Source organism: Streptomyces sp. NPDC000410 (assembly GCF_040300305.1).
GTDB lineage: Bacteria > Actinomycetota > Actinomycetes > Streptomycetales > Streptomycetaceae > Streptomyces.
The window spans coordinates 304,274-321,513 of the sequence record NZ_JBEPDM010000002.1; the positions used below are offsets into that span (position 1 = coordinate 304,274).

13 protein-coding genes and 2 tRNA genes are annotated in these 17,240 nt (G+C 71.8%); 11 read left to right on the forward strand and 4 right to left on the reverse strand.

Annotated elements, in window-relative coordinates:
• Positions 1-6 precede the first annotated feature (6 nt).
• The 3 genes from rsfS to ABT342_RS04715 all read left to right on the forward strand — a co-directional run bounded on the left by rsfS (position 7) and on the right by ABT342_RS04715 (position 1,315).
• Positions 7-447, forward strand: coding sequence for a ribosome silencing factor (gene rsfS, locus ABT342_RS04705; protein ID WP_351567311.1), 441 nt, complete (start codon positions 7-9; stop codon positions 445-447).
• Entirely contained in the window at positions 444-1,103 is a 660-nt protein-coding gene (locus ABT342_RS04710) for a histidine phosphatase family protein (RefSeq protein WP_351567314.1), read from the forward strand. Before rsfS ends, ABT342_RS04710 begins: the two co-directional genes overlap by 4 nt.
• Before the next feature lie 139 nt (positions 1,104-1,242).
• Positions 1,243-1,315, forward strand: a tRNA-Ala gene (locus tag ABT342_RS04715).
• A gap of 62 nt (positions 1,316-1,377) precedes the next feature.
• On the opposite strand, the gene ABT342_RS04720 is transcribed toward ABT342_RS04715, so the two are convergent.
• Positions 1,378-2,229 carry a helix-turn-helix transcriptional regulator gene (locus ABT342_RS04720; protein ID WP_351566974.1) on the reverse strand — a complete coding sequence of 284 codons (852 nt, stop codon included), beginning with the start codon at positions 2,227-2,229 and terminating at the stop codon, positions 1,378-1,380.
• Positions 2,230-2,339: 110 nt separating this feature from the next.
• Here ABT342_RS04720 and ABT342_RS04725 point away from each other — a divergent pair, with 110 nt between their 5' ends.
• The 3 genes from ABT342_RS04725 to ABT342_RS04735 all read left to right on the forward strand — a co-directional run bounded on the left by ABT342_RS04725 (position 2,340) and on the right by ABT342_RS04735 (position 4,479).
• On the forward strand, positions 2,340-3,791 hold the full coding sequence (locus ABT342_RS04725) for an MFS transporter (RefSeq protein WP_351566977.1): 1,452 nt from the start codon (positions 2,340-2,342) through the stop codon (positions 3,789-3,791).
• 239 nt (positions 3,792-4,030) lie between these two features.
• Positions 4,031-4,264 carry a hypothetical protein gene (locus ABT342_RS04730; protein WP_026277450.1) on the forward strand — a complete coding sequence of 78 codons (234 nt, stop codon included), beginning with the start codon at positions 4,031-4,033 and terminating at the stop codon, positions 4,262-4,264.
• A 142-nt stretch (positions 4,265-4,406) separates the two neighbouring features.
• Positions 4,407-4,479 (forward strand) — tRNA-Ala (locus ABT342_RS04735).
• Between the two features lie 66 nt (positions 4,480-4,545).
• Here ABT342_RS04735 and ABT342_RS04740 read toward each other — a convergent pair.
• Both ABT342_RS04740 and ABT342_RS04745 read right to left on the reverse strand, forming a co-directional pair.
• Positions 4,546-6,120 (reverse strand): NADH-ubiquinone oxidoreductase-F iron-sulfur binding region domain-containing protein, encoded by a 1,575-nt coding sequence (locus ABT342_RS04740; protein ID WP_351566979.1) that lies wholly within the window; start codon positions 6,118-6,120, stop codon positions 4,546-4,548.
• Positions 6,117-7,592, reverse strand: a complete 1,476-nt coding sequence (locus ABT342_RS04745; protein ID WP_351566982.1) for a ferric reductase-like transmembrane domain-containing protein — start codon at positions 7,590-7,592, stop codon at positions 6,117-6,119. Before ABT342_RS04745 ends, ABT342_RS04740 begins: the two co-directional genes overlap by 4 nt.
• Positions 7,593-8,048: 456 nt before the next feature.
• Here ABT342_RS04745 and leuS point away from each other — a divergent pair, with 456 nt between their 5' ends.
• The 5 genes from leuS (at position 8,049) to ABT342_RS04770 (ending at position 16,793) form a co-directional block, all read left to right on the forward strand.
• A complete protein-coding gene (gene leuS, locus ABT342_RS04750; protein ID WP_351566985.1) occupies positions 8,049-10,922 on the forward strand; it encodes a leucine--tRNA ligase in 2,874 nt (957 codons plus the stop codon).
• A 122-nt stretch (positions 10,923-11,044) separates the two neighbouring features.
• The gene (locus ABT342_RS04755) at positions 11,045-11,791 is read left to right on the forward strand and encodes a hypothetical protein (RefSeq protein WP_351566988.1); all 747 of its coding nucleotides are present in this window, start codon (positions 11,045-11,047) and stop codon (positions 11,789-11,791) included.
• Between the two features lie 350 nt (positions 11,792-12,141).
• Positions 12,142-12,987 carry a DegV family protein gene (locus ABT342_RS04760; protein WP_351566991.1) on the forward strand — a complete coding sequence of 282 codons (846 nt, stop codon included), beginning with the start codon at positions 12,142-12,144 and terminating at the stop codon, positions 12,985-12,987.
• A gap of 381 nt (positions 12,988-13,368) precedes the next feature.
• Entirely contained in the window at positions 13,369-14,295 is a 927-nt protein-coding gene (locus tag ABT342_RS04765; protein WP_351566994.1) for a ComEA family DNA-binding protein, read from the forward strand.
• Positions 14,292-16,793, forward strand: a complete 2,502-nt coding sequence (locus ABT342_RS04770; RefSeq protein ID WP_351566996.1) for a ComEC/Rec2 family competence protein — start codon at positions 14,292-14,294, stop codon at positions 16,791-16,793. The genes ABT342_RS04765 and ABT342_RS04770 overlap by 4 nt, the downstream gene beginning before the upstream one ends.
• On the opposite strand, the gene ABT342_RS04775 is transcribed toward ABT342_RS04770, so the two are convergent.
• Positions 16,778-17,233, reverse strand: coding sequence for a pyridoxamine 5'-phosphate oxidase family protein (locus tag ABT342_RS04775; RefSeq protein ID WP_351566998.1), 456 nt, complete (start codon positions 17,231-17,233; stop codon positions 16,778-16,780). The genes ABT342_RS04770 and ABT342_RS04775 overlap by 16 nt on opposite strands.
• Between the last annotated feature and the right edge of the window lie 7 nt (positions 17,234-17,240).

Consider the following 17,240-nt stretch of genomic DNA (forward strand, 5'->3'; position numbering starts at 1 on the left):
CTGCATGTGACCGCCACGGACCGATCCCTCGAGCTCATCAACGTCGCCGCACAGGCGGCGGCCGACAAGCTCGCGCACGACATCATCGCCTACGACGTCAGCGACGTGCTGTCGATCACGGACGCCTTCCTGCTCGCCTCCGCCCCCAGTGACCGCCAGGTCAAGTCGATCGTCGACGAGATCGAGGAGAAGCTCCAGAAGGAGCTCGGCGCCAAGCCGGTGCGCCGTGAGGGCGACCGCGACGCGCGCTGGATCCTCCTCGACTACGTCGACATCGTCGTGCACGTCCAGCACAGCGAGGAGCGCGTCTTCTACGCCCTGGAGCGGCTGTGGAAGGACTGCCCCGAGCTGCCGCTGCCCGAGGACGCCCGCAACACGCGAGGCAAGGCCGAGGAGCACGCCAAGCTCGTCGGCGACGGCAGCGGGACGGACGGTGAGCTGAGCTGAGCGCCAGCGACATCGGCAAGGGCCGAGGCCGCCGCATCGTCCTGTGGCGGCACGGCCAGACCGCCTGGAACCTGGAGCGCCGCTTCCAGGGCTCCACGGACATCGAGCTGACCGAGACCGGCCTCGGCCAGGCGCGCCGGTCCGCCCGGCTGCTCGCCTCGCTGAAGCCGGACGCGATCATCGCCTCCGACCTGAAGCGGGCGGCGGCCACGGCCGCCCAGCTCGCCGCGATCACCGGGCACGAGATCACCCATGACGCCGCGCTGCGGGAGACCTACGCGGGCGACTGGCAGGGGCTCACCCACGAGGAGATCGTCGGGCGGTACGGCGAGCAGTACGCCGCGTGGAAGCGCGGTGAGCCCGTACGGCGCGGCGGCGGAGAGCTGGAGACCGAGGTCGCGGACAGGGCCGCGCCCGTCGTGCTGCGCCATGCCGAGAAGCTGCCCGACGGCGGCACGCTCGTCGTGGTGAGCCACGGCGGCACGATCCGCACCACCATCGGCAGGCTGCTCGGCCTGGAGGCCCACCACTGGGAGGGCCTGGGCGGCCTGTCCAACTGCTGCTGGTCGGTCCTCGGCGAAGGCGCGCGCGGGTGGCGGCTGCTGGAGCACAATGCGGGCACGCTCCCCGAGCCGGTCCTCGGCGACGACGACTGAGGTCGGTGAAGGGCAGGAGGACCGGCGGGCGACCCCCGCTCGTCCCCCGCCGACGGCCGCGGACCGGCCGGATTTCACTTTCCGGCTGGTCACAGGCTAAGGTTCTTCTTGTTCGCAGCGCGGAGCGCGAAGAACACAAGGGGCTATAGCTCAGTTGGTAGAGCGCTTGCATGGCATGCAAGAGGTCAGGAGTTCAATTCTCCTTAGCTCCACAAGATTCAACATCCGGATCCCGTCCCCTCCAGGGGGGCGGGATTTCCGCTTTATCGCGCCTTCACCGCCCCCATGCGTCGGCTGCGTGGACGCGCAGCTTCTGTATCGACAGCCGGCTCTCCTCGTCGTCCGGCGTATAGGCCACGATCCGGCACTCGGGCATGCCGTTGATCGACAGGGAGATGGACTTCATCCGTATCTGGCCCACGGAAGGGTGCTGGAAGGTCTTCACCCTGGTCCCCGGCGGGACGACGTCGCCGCTTCGCCACAGCCGGGCGAAGTGCGGACTGGCCTCGCAGAGCCGCTCGACGAACGACTCCCAGACCGGCTCGCCCACATGGAGCCCATACGCTCCGCGCAGCTGCGCGACCATCAGCGGCAGCTCCATGTCCTTGTTGACCACCGGGCAGTCGTTGTCGGGGACGGTGAAGAGCGTCCACAGCACGTTGCGTATGCCAGGTTCCGGTCCGGCCACCCTGAAGAGGGTCCGGTAGGGCGCGTTCGTCGCGAGGATGTCGTACCGCGTGTTGTAGACGACCGCCGGATGCGGATCGAGGGCGTCGATGATGCCCTGGATTTCCGGGCTGACGCTCTCCGCGCCCGCGGTGCGGTCCGGCGCGTACGCGACCTCCGCCAGGTGGTACAGATGCTCGCGCTCGGGCTGATCGAGCCGGAGCGTCCGTGCCACCGCGTCCAGGACCTGGGCCGAGGCGTTGATCGGTCGGCCCTGCTCCAGCCACGTGTACCACGTCACGCCCACGCCGGAGAGCTGGGCGACCTCCTCGCGGCGCAGCCCCGGCGTGCGTCTGCGCAGCCCCGGCGGCATGCCGACGTCTGCGGGTGTCACCCGGGCCCGGCGGCTGCGGAGGAACGCGGCCAGCTCGGGACGGCGGCGCTGGGTCGGTGCTGCCATCGTCGTCACACCCCCATGGTCGAAGATCTGGACCGCCGTTGCCAGGTGCTGCCAGTACCAGCATCAGCGGGCTCTCGTTACCGGTACCGGATCGCGGCGAGGCTCGGTCCATGACCACGACCTCCCCGACCGTCCACACCTCGGTAACTCCCTTACTCAGTAAAGACCCTGCCACTGACAGGCGGCCCGGCCTGCTGCTCGCCGTCGTCCTCGCGGCGCAGTTCATGGCGCTGCTCGACGTGTTCATCGTCAACGTGGCAGCGCCGACGATCCGCACGGAACTCGGCGCTTCCGGTGCTGCGTTGCAGCTGGTCATCGCCGGTTACACGATCTCGTACGCCGTCCTGCTGATCACCGGCGCGCGGCTGGGGGATCTGCTCGGGCACCGCTGGATGTACCTGGGCGGGCTCGGGGTCTTCACCATCGCCTCGCTCGCCTGCGGACTGGCCGCCGGTCCTGAGCAGTTGATCGCGTTCCGGCTGGTCCAGGGCGTGGGTGCGGCGCTGATGATCCCGCAGGTGCTCAGTCTCATCCAGCGGAACTTCACGGGTGAGCGGCGGGTGCGGGCGCTCGGCGCCTACTCCGCCGTCCTCGCCACCGGGGCCGCCGCCGGACAGGTCGCCGGCGGGGTGCTCGTCAGCGCCGACCTCTTCGGCGCGAGCTGGCGCCCGGTCTTCCTGGTGAACGTCCCGATCGGGCTCGTACTGCTGGTGCTCGGAGCGAAGGTGCTGCCGCGTGACCGGCGCGATGAACCGGAGCGTACGCGCGGCCTCGACCTGCCCGGTCTGGTGCTGCTCGCCGCCGCCGTGTCGCTGCTCACCGTCCCGCTGGTACTCGGGCAGGAGCAGGACTGGCCGCTCTGGTCCTGGCTCTCGCTGGCCGCCTCCGTGATTCTCTTCGCCGCCTTCCTCTCGTACGAGTCACGGCTCGCGCGGCGCGGAGGAGCCCCGCTGATCGCCCCGCGCGTGCTGCGCATTCCGGGCATGGGCCGGGCGGTCCTGCGGATCATGCTCGTGATGGGCGTCAACGCGGGCTTCCTCTTCACCCTCACGCTGCACATCCAGGGCGGGCTCGGATTCAGCCCCCTGCGAGCGGGGCTGACCTTCGGTCCGTCGGCCCTGGTGTTCGGTGCGGTCGGACTGACATGGCGGCGGTGGCCGAGGAAGCTCCAAGGGGCGCTGATTCCGGGAGGATTCGCGCTGACCGCCGTCTCCGTGGTGGCGGTGGGTCTGGTGCTGAGGGACGGCGGCAGCGGGGGTCTCGCGGTGTACGCCGCCTTCGCGGGCGTCGGCGCGGGCCTGGCGCTCGCGTTCAGCCCCGCCCTGACCGGTGCGCTCGCGACCGTACGGCAGGAGGACGCGGCGGATGCCAGCGGGCTGCTGGCGACGGTCACTCAGCTCGGCCAGCTGCTCGGAGTCGCGACCTTCGGCACATTGTTCCTGAACCGGCTGACCGGGCCGGGGGCGCAAGCGTCCGCGAACGCGCTCTGGGCGTGCACCCTCACGCTGGCGGCGGCCGCGATCATCGGGCTGCTGGCCGGCCTCGTACGCCGACGGCACTGACCCTCTTGCGGGGCCATGGCAGAATCGGGACGGCCGGAGGGGGACGACGGCCCGTACGGGAGGGAGAGGCGATGCCCGGTAGCAGCATCGGGGAGGGTGATGACCCGCTCGCCGCTGCGGAGGTCCGTACTCGCCTCAACTGCCCCTCATGCGGTTCGTCCCATGTCGCCCAAATGCTTGGTGACAACGGAGGTATCTCGTACGTGTGCACGGCCTGCGGCCACAGCTGGAGCTGAATGATGGGTGCGCACAGGCGGAAATGCGACTGGTGCGGCAGTGGTACGCCGATCGTCCGAGACATGGACCCCGTCAACCCCGAGTACCAGTACTGGTGCGAGGAGTGCGCGCGGGCGCTGATCATAAAGGGCGACCCCATCGAGACCTACCGGGAGCTCGAGGGGGAGCCGATCTACGGCCGGCTCCTCGACGAGCACTGCACCCTGAAACGGTTCTACTCGTTCGCGACAGCCTGACCGGTCCGGACCTGCCCGACCGGTCCGGCTGCCCCCTGCCGGACCTGCCTGCCGGAATGGATTTGGTGAACCACCGGGGGGACCGTGTAATGTTCTCTGTGTCGCCGCGGGGGAAACCCGGAAACGGGGCGGCACACAGCAAGGGGCTATAGCTCAGTTGGTAGAGCGCTTGCATGGCATGCAAGAGGTCAGGAGTTCAATTCTCCTTAGCTCCACAGTAGCTCGACAGAGCGAAGAAGAGGGCCATCCGATCCGGATGGCCCTCTTCTTCATTCCTGTCGTCAACCTCGGCCGCTGCCAAGGGCCTTGCGGTTCACGCTCGGCAGCGCGGGGCGCTCGGCCGGAGCCTGTTCCATCCGGAGCGCGAGCGCCGGACAACGGCGCACGGCGCGCTGCGCACGCCCCCGCAGATGCATCGGCACCGACGTGTCCGCGAGGGCCGGATACCCGTCCGGGCCCAGCCGGATGAGCTCCGGCACGATGTCCGCGCAGAGCCCGTGGCCCCGGCAGAGCGTCCAGTCCACGGCGAGCTTCTCACCGCTCGGAATGGACTCCTCCGCATCCTGGTAGCCCGGAGCGGGCAGCGGCAGCACGCCCGTCGTCTCCCGGCCGCAGCCGCCGTCCAGGACATGCGCTGCGAGATCGTCCGTGAACGCCGACAGGGTGGAGGCGAAGAAGCGCGCCGAGCCGTCCGGGTGCTTGCAGGCGCCCCGCCCCTTCACCGCCTGCGTCACCTCGCGCAGCGCCTCCAGGGCGGCCGGTCCGCCGCCGTTCAGCACATCGGACAGCCCGCCGGCCGCGGCGGGCAGTCCCAGCTTGCAGGGCCCGCACTGACCGGCCGTCTCGGCCGCGAGCCAGTTGGCCACCCGCAGGGCTTCCCCGAGCGGACACGTCTCGGGGCCGATCGGCAGGATCGCGCCCGCGCCCAGCGAGCCGCCCGCCGTCGCCAGCGACTCGCGCGACACGACGGCGTCGTGCGCGGCGACCGCGTCGATCCAGTTGCCGTGGTAGCCGCCTGTCAGCACCCCCTGGGGGAGCGGCGGAGCGCCCGCCAGCTGGAGGACGTATCGCAGCGGCACGCCGGTCGGCACCTCGACGACCATGGGGCGCGCGACCGCCCCGGAGATCGTCAGCATCACCGTGCCGGGCTCGCTCTCCAGGCCCGTGTGGCCGTAGCGGCGGGCGCCGATCCGGGCGGCGACGGCGAGCTGGGCGAATGTCTCCGCGTTGGACAGCAGCGTCGGCGCGCCGCCGACGCCCGACTCGGAGGCACGCTCGCGGCGCCCCGGAGGCAGCGCAGGACCGCCGCCGATGGCCCGGATGACCGCCGAGGCCTCTCCGGAGACCATGCGCTCCGGGGTACGCACCACCCGCGCGCGCAGCTGTTGTCCGCGCCGGTCCGACAGCCCCCGCTCGGCGAGAGCCGCGCGGATGGAGATCTCCGTGGAGTTACGGGTCACCGCGACCACCAGGGTGCGCGCGCCCAGAGCCTCGGCTGCCAGCAGGGCGCCGTCCAGGATGAGATGCGGCGCGCGGTTGAGCAGCACGGTGTCCTTGCGGCAGGCGGGCTCGCCCTCACTGCCGTTGATCACGACGACGGGCCGCACCCCGCGCCGGATCGAAGCCTTGGCCACGGCCCGCAGCTTCTGGCCGAAAGGAAAGCCTGCGCCGCCCCGGCCGCGCAGGGTTACGTTCTCGGCGAGCTGGGCGAGCAGCTCCCCGGTCATGGGTTCCAGCGGGCCGTGCACCTTCAGGTGCATGGAGAGGTCGAGGCGCTCGACCAGATCGAAGCCCTGAGTCAGCTGGGGGAGGCCGACGACACGGACTTCGGGGACATCGGGGAGAGGGGCGTTCACGGTCGGTCTCCTGCGGGTGCGTGCCATGGTTCCCCGGCCGGGGGCGGATAGAGCGGGCCGGGTGACTGCTGGGTGTCGTCCAAAGAGCGGGGGAGCGGTGCGGCCGGGTCCTGGCCGCCGTAGCCGGATTCCTGGGTGTAGGGAGCCCCGCCGGCGTAGCCCCCGGTGGTGCCCGGGGCGTAGGAGGACTCGTACGAGGAGTCGTACGGGGGTTCAGGGGGTGAGCCGTACCGGGATGCGGGGGGCGGCGGGAAGGCCTGAGCGGGCGGCGGAGGGGACGGTGCCGGCCAGAGCCCTGGCCTGGGACCCGCATCGTCCACCACGGGCAGCTCCTCGGTCATGGGGATGCGCTCGGCGAGCGGGATCCCGCCCTGGGAGGCCGGTGCCGGTGCTCCCGCCGCACGAGGGGCGGCTTCACCGGCCAGCGAGACGGCACGGTAGGCGGCGGAGATTCCGGTTTCCGGGCCCTCGCCCGGGAGCGGTCGTCCGGCGGCGGGGCCGGCTCCGGGGAAGGGCCGAGCAGACCTCACGGTCGCGGTCTGCTCGGTGGGGAGCGGAGGCGCCGCTTCGTAGAGCTGCGGGGCCGGCGCGGTGAGAGGCCGGGCCTGCCAGTCCCGCGAGGGGCCCAGCGGCTGTCCCAGGGGCTGCCCGATCGGCCGTCCGGACGGCTCGCCCCGGGCGGCCGGGCCCCGGCCCGGGAACTCGCGCTCGTATTGCGGCTGTGGCTGCGGGGGAATGTCCCCGGTGCCGGGCAGCGGCGTGGCCGACACGTCGCGCAGGGCCTGCTCCAGTGCCCTCTCCCTGTCCTCGGAGGTCTCGGCGCCGGAACCCAGCAGGGTGATGACGCGATCGGCCAGGCGTCGCTGCACGGGCCGCGGCATCAGCCGAATCGACACGGCGGCGGCGACTCCGGTCAGCGCGAGGCAGTACATGACGACCACCCAGGTCGCCGCGGGACGGCCCGCGTACAGGCCGTGCACCAGCGCCGAGCACCATGCCGGATACGCCAGCATGTGCAGGGCCCGCCAGCGGCCGGCGATGCGGCTCCTGCCCGCGAGCGCGCTGCGTGCCGCGCCGGTCGAGGCGGCGATCACCATCAGGAGACCGGCGAGCGAGCCGAATCCGATGAGGCCGGACGTACCGGTGACGCCAAGGCCGAACGGGACCAGGGCGCCGAGAAGTTCGACATGCCCGAGCGAGACCTTGACTGTGCCGTGCAGCAGAAGGAAGCCGAGCGAGGCGACCGCGGTGCCTCGGTGAATCCCCTGGGCCAGCAGGCGGTGGCGGGTGGAAAGCAGAAGGCGGTCGGTGGCTATAAGGCCCCAGGCGACCGAGGCCGTCAGCGATACGAGTGACAGAACGCCGGTGGTGAAGTCGAGCGCGGCGCGGAAATCGTCACTCCCGCCGATGGCGAGCAGAGGCAGGAGAACAAGAGCGGCGACACTCAATCCGCCCTGCACCTGCCGGCTCATGCCCGGAGTCATACCGGACGACGAGCGGATCTTGCGACGTGGGTTCAGAGGGTTCAGAGGGTTCATGAGGGCGACTCCGAATGGTGCGGGAAAGCGGTCCCGTGGATCGCATGCTAGGTCGCCGCATACCGGCCGGTACGAGGTTTGCTCGTTTAGTGGGGAGGCTGGCCGACAACTGACTCTGGGGTTGCCCCGGATAGGGTCGATACGCCGAGTAACCTCGGTCGTGATCACCGTCCGGACGCTCGATGCGGCCCCTGGGGGCCCTGCGGTACCCTGACGCCATGCGTGCCGTACGCCTTCTGCTTAGCGGGCCGCGCTGATCAGTCCCGACCGGTGAAATTCTCCGGTCGGAATCGGCGCGGCGTCCCCTCCTGTGCGAGGGGTCCTTTTGTTTGTGGGCACAGCCCCTTCCGGGAACGCCAGGCAGAGACGATCGATGGAGCCTTAAGGATCATGAGCGAGACGAATTCCGCTGCCGCTTCCGCAGCCGCCGAGGCGGCAGCGCCGCATCGCTATACCGCGGTGATGGCGGCCGATATCGAGGCACGCTGGCAGGACTTCTGGGACGCCGAGGGCACGTACGAGGCGCCCAATCCGAGCGGCGATCTGGCCGGGGGCGAGGCCGTCGTCGCCCGCCCCAAGAAGTTCATCATGGACATGTTCCCGTACCCCTCCGGTGCGGGCCTGCACGTCGGACACCCGCTGGGCTACATCGCGACCGATGTCTACGCCCGCCATCAGCGCATGACCGGCCACAACGTGCTGCACACCCTGGGCTTCGACGCCTTCGGCCTGCCGGCCGAGCAGTACGCCGTCCAGACCGGCACGCACCCCCGGGTCTCCACCGACGCCAACATCGAGAACATGAAGGTCCAGCTGCGCCGGCTGGGCCTGGGCCACGACAAGCGCCGGTCGTTCGCGACGATCGACCCGGACTACTACAAGTGGACCCAGTGGATCTTCCTGCAGATCTTCAACTCCTGGTACGACGAGGACGCCAAGAAGGCCCGCCCGATCGCTGACCTGGTGGCGCAGTTCGAGAACGGGGAGCGTGCGACCCCGACCGGCCGCCCCTGGGGCGAGCTGAGCGCGGTCGAGCGCTCCGACGCCCTGGGTGAGTACCGCCTGGCGTACGCCTCCGACGCCCCCGTCAACTGGTGCCCCGGCCTGGGCACCGTACTGGCCAACGAGGAAGTCACCGCGGACGGCCGCTCCGAGCGGGGCAACTTCCCCGTCTTCAAGGCCAAGCTGCGCCAGTGGAACATGCGCATCACCGCCTACGCCGACCGGCTGCTGGACGACCTGGACGCGCTGGACTGGCCCGAGGCCATCAAGCTGCAGCAGCGCAACTGGATCGGCCGAAGCGAGGGCGCGCGCGTCAACTTCCCCGTCGACGGCCACGACGGTGAGCAGATCACGGTCTTCACCACCCGCCCCGACACCCTGTTCGGCGCGACCTACATGGTCCTGGCGCCCGAGCACGGGCTGATCGACTCGATCCTGCCCGCCGAGTGGCCCGAGGAGGCCCGGGGCAAGGACGCCTGGACGGGCGGCGCAGCCACCCCGGCCGAGGCCGTGGCTGCGTACCGCAAGCAGGCCCAGACGAAGAGCGACGTCGAGCGGCAGACCGAGCACAAGGACAAGACCGGTGTCTTCACCGGCACCTACGCCGTGAACCCGGTCACGGGCGCGCGGGTCCCGGTCTTCGTCGCCGACTACGTCCTGATGGGCTACGGCACCGGCGCCATCATGGCCGTCCCCGGCCAGGACGAGCGTGACTGGGAGTTCGCCGAGGCCTTCGGCCTGCCGATCATCCGCACCGTGCAGCCGCCGGAGGGCTGGGAGGGCGAGGCGTTCACCGGCCAGGGGCCGGCGATCAACTCGTCGAACGACGAGATCTCGCTGGACGGCCTGGCTGTCGCCGAGGCCAAGTCGAAGATCATTGAGTGGCTGACCGGGCATGGCATCGGTGAAGGGACCATCAACTTCCGGCTGCGCGACTGGCTGTTCAGCCGGCAGCGCTACTGGGGCGAGCCGTTCCCCATCGTCTACGACGAGGACGGCGTCGCGCACTCGCTGCCCGAGTCGATGCTGCCGCTGGAGCTGCCCGAGGTCGACGACTACTCGCCGCGCACGTTCGACCCGGACGACGCCGACACCCAGCCCGAGACCCCGCTGTCCCGCAACGAGGACTGGGTCAACGTCGAGCTGGACCTGGGCGACGGCGTGAAGACGTACCGCCGCGAGACCAACACCATGCCGAACTGGGCCGGTTCGTGCTGGTACGAGCTGCGTTACCTGGACCCGCACAACGACTCCAAGCTGGTCGACCCCGAGATCGAGCAGTACTGGATGGGCCCGCGCGAGGGGCAGCCGCACGGCGGCGTCGACCTGTACGTGGGCGGTGCCGAGCACGCCGTACTGCACCTGCTGTACGCCCGCTTCTGGTCCAAGGTTCTGTTCGATCTGGGGCACGTCTCCTCCGTGGAGCCGTTCCACAAGCTGTACAACCAGGGCATGATCCAGGCGTACGTCTACCGGGACGCCCGCGGCTTCCCGGTCCCCGCCGGAGAGGTCGAGGAGCGGGACGGGAAGTTCTTCTTCGACGGCGAGCAGGTCAAGCGCGAGCTGGGCAAGATGGGCAAGTCCCTGAAGAACGCCGTCACTCCGGACGAGATCGCACATGAGTACGGCGCCGACACGCTGCGCCTGTACGAGATGGCGATGGGCCCCCTGGACGTCTCCCGCCCGTGGGACACCCGCGCCGTCGTCGGCCAGTACCGGCTGCTGCAGCGGCTGTGGCGGAACGTCGTGGACGAGGCGACCGGAGAGGTCACCGTCGTCGACGCCGAGCCGGACGACGCGACGCTGCGTGCCCTGCACAAGGCGATCGACGGCGTCGGCCAGGATATGGCCGCGATGCGCTTCAACACCGCCATCGCCAAGATCACCGAGCTGAACAACCACCTGACGAAGACGGGCGGCCCCATCGCCCGCTCGGTCGCGGAGCGCCTGGTGCTGCTGGTCGCGCCGCTGGCCCCGCACATCGCCGAGGAGCTGTGGCGCAAGCTGGGGCACACGGAATCCGTCGTGCACCAGGACTTCCCGGTCGCCGACCCGGCGTACGTGGTGGACGAGTCCGTGACCTGCGTCGTGCAGATCAAGGGCAAGGTCAAGGCCCGCCTGGAGGTCTCCCCGTCGATCACGGACGCGGAGCTGGAGGCGCTGGCACTGGGTGACGCGGCGGTCGTCGCGGCGCTGGGTGGCGCGGGCATCCGCAAGGTGATCGTGCGGGCGCCGAAGCTGGTGAACATCGTCCCCGCGTAATGGCGTAGCCGTCTATTGGGGGCTTCCCCTACGGGCAGGTTGGGGGTTCCGCTGGAACCCCTGGCCTGCCCCTTGCGTTTACGGTGGGAGGGGACACGCCGCACGACTGCCGGAGGGCGCACATGGAAGCCGTACTCACCATCCTCGCGCTGCTCTTCGTCGCCTTTGTGGCGCTCGGGGTGTATGTGGGCGTCAAGGTGATCGGTGCGGCCAAGCGCGGGGTGGACCGCACGATCACGCAGGCGCGCCGCACCGTCGAGGACACCACGCTGCGGGCGAAGAGCGTCGGGCAGGTGGGTGTGGTGGGCGAGCTCGCGCAGCTCCGGCTGTCGCTGCGCACGTCGCTGAGGGCCACACAGCAGGCACTCCAGGCGGGCGTGGCGGAGGACGCGTCGCTGTCGGAGTCGATCGGCCTCTTCGAGCGGCTGAGCGCGCACGGGCGGGAGCTGGACGACGAGCTCAAGCGACTGGAGCGCGAGCCGGACAAGGGCCGGGTCGCGGAGCGGCTGCCGCAGCTGCGTGAGCGGACCGAGCGGATCACACACTCAGCGGAATCGCTGCGGTGGGCGGCGCGGGACCGGGCGCGGGCGTTCGCGGACGACGATCTGACTGCGCTGAGCGCGCAGATCGACGTGGAGGCCGGCGCGCTGCGCGACTGGTCGCGCTCGGATCCGCTGTGGGAGCCGGAACCGACGTCGGGGTCCGCCACGGGGGCCGCTGCGGATACGTCTCCGGGGGCCTCGTCCGCGACCGGGGCGGGGGAGCACGGGGCCGGTGCCGAGGGGCCGCAGGCGATCACGGCACCCGATCCGCGGCAGCCGACGGCGTACTCGTGGCAGAAGACGTCACGTCCGGAGACGACGACCTAGTACAGCCCTTGCGGGGGCGTACTGGTGTGGTGGGACTGCCGGCACCCGCTGCCGTGGGCGAGAGAGGGCCGGGTCCTCCGTCGTGACGGTGGTGGTGTGGGACGGCGGACGGTGTACGACGTCGCGGCCGGGGAACGTAATCGGGGTGACGGGGGAACGTAAGCGGAATCCACGCCGACGGCTTGCCGGGGAGGCGTGGTGATTCGTGCACCGGGCCGGAGGCCCGAGCGGACAAGCCTCTCGCCCGGTCCGGCCGAGACGGCCCTGGGCGAAGAACTCGGTCGAGCGGAATCGATCGCGGGGCGGGGTCGGGCTGCCGCGCGACGGCCCCTGCGGGTAACCTCCCGCTCATGTCCCGCCATGTCGCGATCGTCACCGATTCCACGGCCTACCTGCCGCCGCAGACGATGGAGCGGCACGGCATCACAGCGGTGCCGCTGACCGTCGTACTCGGCGATCAAGCCCTTGAGGAGGGCACCGAGATCTCGGCCCGCTCGCTGGCCGTAGCGCTGCAGAAGCGGCGTGCTGTGACCACGTCCCGGCCCAGCCCCGAGACCTTCGCCGCCGCCTACCGGGCGGCCGCGGAGGCCGGCGCGAGCGGAATCGTCTCCCTGCATCTGTCCTCCGAGTTCTCCGGGACCTACGACGCGGCGGTCCTGGCCGCTCGTGAGGCGGCGGTACCGGTGCGGGTCGTGGACACCGGCATGGTGGCGATGGCGCTCGGCTTCTGCGCGCTGGCCGCTGCGGAGGCGGCGGACGCGGGCGGCACGCTGGACGAGGCGGTCGCCGCGGCTGAGAAACGGGCATCGGGCACATCCGCGTACTTCTACGTCGACACCCTCGACTATCTGCGCCGCGGCGGTCGTATCGGCGCGGCCCAGGCCCTGCTCGGTTCGGCGCTCGCTGTGAAGCCCCTGCTGCAGCTGGACGGCGGCCGCATCGAACTGCTGGAGAAGGTTCGCACCGCGTCGAAGGCGATCGCCCGGCTCGAGGAGATCGTCGCCGAGCGGGCGGGTACGGAGCACGTGGACATCGCGGTGCACCATCTCGCGGCGCCGGAGCGGGCGGCGGCCCTGGCGGAGCGGTTGCGGGAGCGAGTGCCCCACCTCGCCGATCTTCATGTCAGCGAGGTGGGTGCGGTGATCGGTGCGCACACGGGGCCGGGGCTGCTGGGCGCCGTGGTCTCACCGCGCTGAGTGAGCAGGATCCGTCCCCCCTACGGGTGATGGAGTTATCCACAACAGGCTGGTCATCCACCGGAATTGAGGCGGCTCGGCGAGGGCCGGCGGAAGTGTCTAGCGTCGTGTGGCATGAGCTACCGATCACACTCCGTAACCAGTGGCCCCGGTCGTGCACCAGCTTCCGACGGCCGCGTCCGTGACCGCCGACGGCCGCCGCACGGGCGGCGGGTGCGCGGTAGGAGCACAGTGCCCCTCTCACCGGCGTCGGCCTCGACGTCGATGGCCCCACGACGGCGCGGGGACGCGCTGTTTCCGGCGCCGGGTACGGCTCTAGACCCTCCGGGTCCGGGTGCGGGCAGTGAGGCTCCGGAGCGCGGCCGGGCGACGGTGGCGGTGGTGATCGGGCCGCCGCAGGCCGCACCGCCTGTGCGGTCCCTGCCCCGCTGGGCCCGGCGTGAGCCGGACGACCTTCTGGGGCAGGACGAGACGTCGCGAGCAGACGAGCCCTCGGGACCGGGCAAGGTCCGCTCGGGCGGGTCCCGGGGCCCGGCAGGCCTGTCGGAGCCGGACGGTGCCGGGGAGACAGGGCAGCTGAGGCTCCAGCCCGAACTGCCGCCGCCCGAGCTGACGATGCGGGAGCGCGGGCGCCTCGCGCTGAGGGAGCGGCTGCCGTTGTGGGTCCAGCTCCGATGCGGGCTGGAGCCGCGGGCACTGGCGGCGCTGGTGCTGGTGCTCGTGGTGGCCGCAGGCTTCGCCGTCCAGCAGTTCTGGGCCGGGCGGCCGGAGCCCGTCCATGCGCCGGAGCTGGTCAACGAGGGCCGCCCCGCGCCGGAGCCACGGCCCTCACAGGGGCCCGCACCGGGGGCGCCGCCCACGGACGGGACCGGCGCGCCGATCTTCGTCGATGTGAGCGGGAAGGTGCGGCGGCCGGGAGTGCACCGGCTTCCCGCCGGTTCCCGGGTGGCAGACGCCCTGAGGGCGGCGGGCGGCGTCAAGGCGGGGACAGACCTCACAGCGCTCAACCGGGCGCGGGTGCTCAGCGACGGCGAGCAGGTGCTGGTGGGCGTCGTCCAGCCGCCCGGAGCGCCGGCGCCAGGGCATGGGCCGACGGGCCCCGGGGCTACGGCACCGGGGCCGGTGAGTCTCAACTCCGCGACGGTGGAGCAGCTCGAGACACTGCCCGGGGTCGGCCCGGTGCTCGCCCAGCACATCGTCGACTACCGCACCGAGAACGGCGGCTTCCGCTCCGTGGACGAGCTCCGCGAAGTCAACGGGATCGGCGACCGCCGGTTCGCGGACCTGCGGTCCCTGGTACGGCCATGACGCGCCCGGCGGTTCACACACGGTCCGGCCATCGGCTGGGAGTGTCCGACCCTCACCAGGAGGGCCCGACCGACCTCCGCCTGGTCCCGCCCGCTCTGGCGGCGTGGGGCGCGGCAGCCCTGTCCCTGTCCGCTCCGCCGCCCTGGCCGGCCGTGGCAGCGCTGATCTGCCTCGGGGCGGCCGTGCTGCTCCTCGCACCGACGTTGGTGCGTGCCGTGCGCCGCCGGCCGTGGAGGAGCACGGGGAACCGGGTCGCGGCAGCCGCCGTGCTGCTCTGCGCTGCCGCCGGGGCGGGCGCGGGCGGACTGCGTGGGGCGGACCTGTACCGGGGCCCGGTGCCCGAAGCCGCCCGGCAGTACGGACGGGTCACGGCCGAGGTGACCGTCACCTCGGACCCGCGCACCACCCGGCCGCGAGTCCGGGGTGATCACATGGGAGGGGCTGCCATGGTGCTCGATGCGGAGGTGAAGCGGCTGACAGCACCCGACGGGTCTGTCGTCGCCACACGGGCGCCCGTCCTGGTGATCGCCGGGCCGGGAGCCGCGGCAGGGCAATGGCAGCGGCTGCTGCCCTCTACGCGGCTGCTGGTGTCCGCCCGGGCAGCCCCGTCGACGACCGGGGACGACCGGTTCGCCGCCGTGCTCAGAGTCCGGGGCGGCGGGTCGCCCCGGATCACCGGGCCGCCGACCGCGGTTCAGCGCGTGGCCGGGAAGCTGCGCGCCGGGCTGCGCGAGGCGACCGAAGGACTGGACCCCGACGCCAGGGCGCTGCTCCCGGGGCTGGTGGTGGGGGACACCTCCAGGATCGGGCCCGAGCTGTACGACGCGTTCCGGGCGACGGACCTCACACACCTCCTCGCGGTCTCCGGCAGCAACCTCACCATCGTCCTGTTCCTGCTCATCGGGCCTCCGGGCAAGGCGCTCAGGGCGGAACGAGGTGGGCTGGCACCCCGGTTGGGAGTCTCACTCCGTGCGACAGCGCTGCTCGGCGGGGGACTCACCCTCGCGTTCGTCGTGGTCTGCCGGCCCGACCCGAGCGTGCTGCGGGCCGCTGCCTGCGGGCTGATCACCCTGCTCGCCCTGGGGACCGGCCGCCGCAGATCGCTGATCCCGGCGCTGGCCGCGGCCGTGCTGCTGCTGGTGCTGGCCGACCCATGGCTGGCTCGGACGTACGGCTTCGTGCTCTCCGTGCTGGCCACAGGTGCCCTGCTGACCATCGCCCCGCGCTGGAGCGCCGCGCTGCGGCGACGAGGGATGCCGGGGCGGCTCGCGGAAGCACTGGCCGCGGCCGCGGCGGCGCAGGCCGTGTGCGCGCCTGTGGTGGCGGTGTTCGCGGCGCGGATCAGCCTCGTGGCGATCCCCTGCAACCTCCTCGCCGAAGTCGCGGTCGCCCCCGCCACGGTGCTGGGCTTCGCGGCGCTGGCCATGGCGCCGGTGGCGATACCGGCGGCCGAGGTGCTGGCCCGGTGCGCGGGCTGGCCGGCCGAGTGGATCGCGGGGATCGCCCGCACCGGCGCGGCGCTGCCCGGCGCCCAGGCGGACTGGCCGGGCGGCTGGTTCGGCGGGATGCTCCTGGCCTTGATCACCGGGCTGGTCGTGCTCCTCGCCAGGAGCCTGATACGCCGCCCCTGGCTGGCGATCTGCTGTGCCCTGGTGCTCCTCCTGGCGGTGGTGCGGCCGCAGCCGGTCACGAGGATCGTCACCGGATGGCCCCCGCAGGGCTGGTCGTTCGCGATGTGCGATGTCGGTCAGGGCGATGCCATGGTGCTGGCGGCCGGTGACAGCACGGCCGTGGTGGTGGACGCGGGGCCGGACCCGGAACTCACCGACCGGTGTCTGCGCGATCTGAGGGTCACCCGGATCCCGCTTCTGCTGCTGACGCACTTTCATGCGGACCATGTCGCCGGGCTGCCGGGAGCACTGCGTGGCAGAACGGTCGGAGCGATCCAGACGACGACGCTCGAAGAGCCGCACGACCAGGCGGCGTTCGTGCGGCGCACGGCCGCGGCGGCCGGGGTGCCGGTGGTCCGTGCGGCGCCGGGGGAGCGGCGCCGGGTGGGGCGGCTCGACTGGAGAGTGTTGTGGCCGGACCACGGGCCGGGCCCGGCGCCGGAGGGGCCGAACGACGCGAGTGTCGCGCTGCTCGTGCGCGCGGCCGGCGGTCTGTCCCTGCTGCTCCTCGGAGATCTCGAGCCGCCCGCCCAGCAGGCGCTGATACGAGCCCACCCGGTGCTCCCGCCGGTGGACGTCCTCAAGGTCGCCCATCACGGCTCGGCGTACCAGCACCCCGCTCTGCCGACAGTCGTCAGGCCGCGGCTGGCGCTGATCTCCTGCGGTCGCGGCAACTCGTACGGCCACCCGTCACCCCGCACCGTTGACGCGCTGCGGGATCAGGGGGCGCGGGTGCTGCGTACGGACAGGGACGGGGCGATCGCGGTGACGGGAACGGGCCCGGAGCTGCGCGCCGTGCCGCGGGGCGCGGATCAGTCCAGCCACTGACCGTCGCGCATGAGCACCCGGCCGGGCTGCTCGTTCTCCTCGCGCCACGCCTTCACCACGAGAGGAGTGATCTTTATGTACACCCAGGCGTCCAGATCCCGCGGATCCCAGCCGAGCTTCACCGCGAACGCGTCGGCGGACTCCGGCTCCAGGGCAGGACCCTCGATCACCACGGCAGTGCCCGTGATGTGCACGACGTCCGTGGCCGTGCCGACCGTCACGACAGCTGTGCCGTGGGGCGTCACATTGCGCGCGGTCGGGGCGGTGCGCCGGGTGCACATCACCAGGGCGCCCCGGTCCCACACGAACCAGAGGGGGACGAGGGAAGGAGTTCCGTCGACCGAGGCGGTGGCCACCCAGGCGTCCCGGTCGTCCTCCAGCCGTGTCAGGGTGTCCCGCTTGCGCTGCACCCGGCCGCGCGCCGGTTCCGGAGTCGTCATGGCGGCC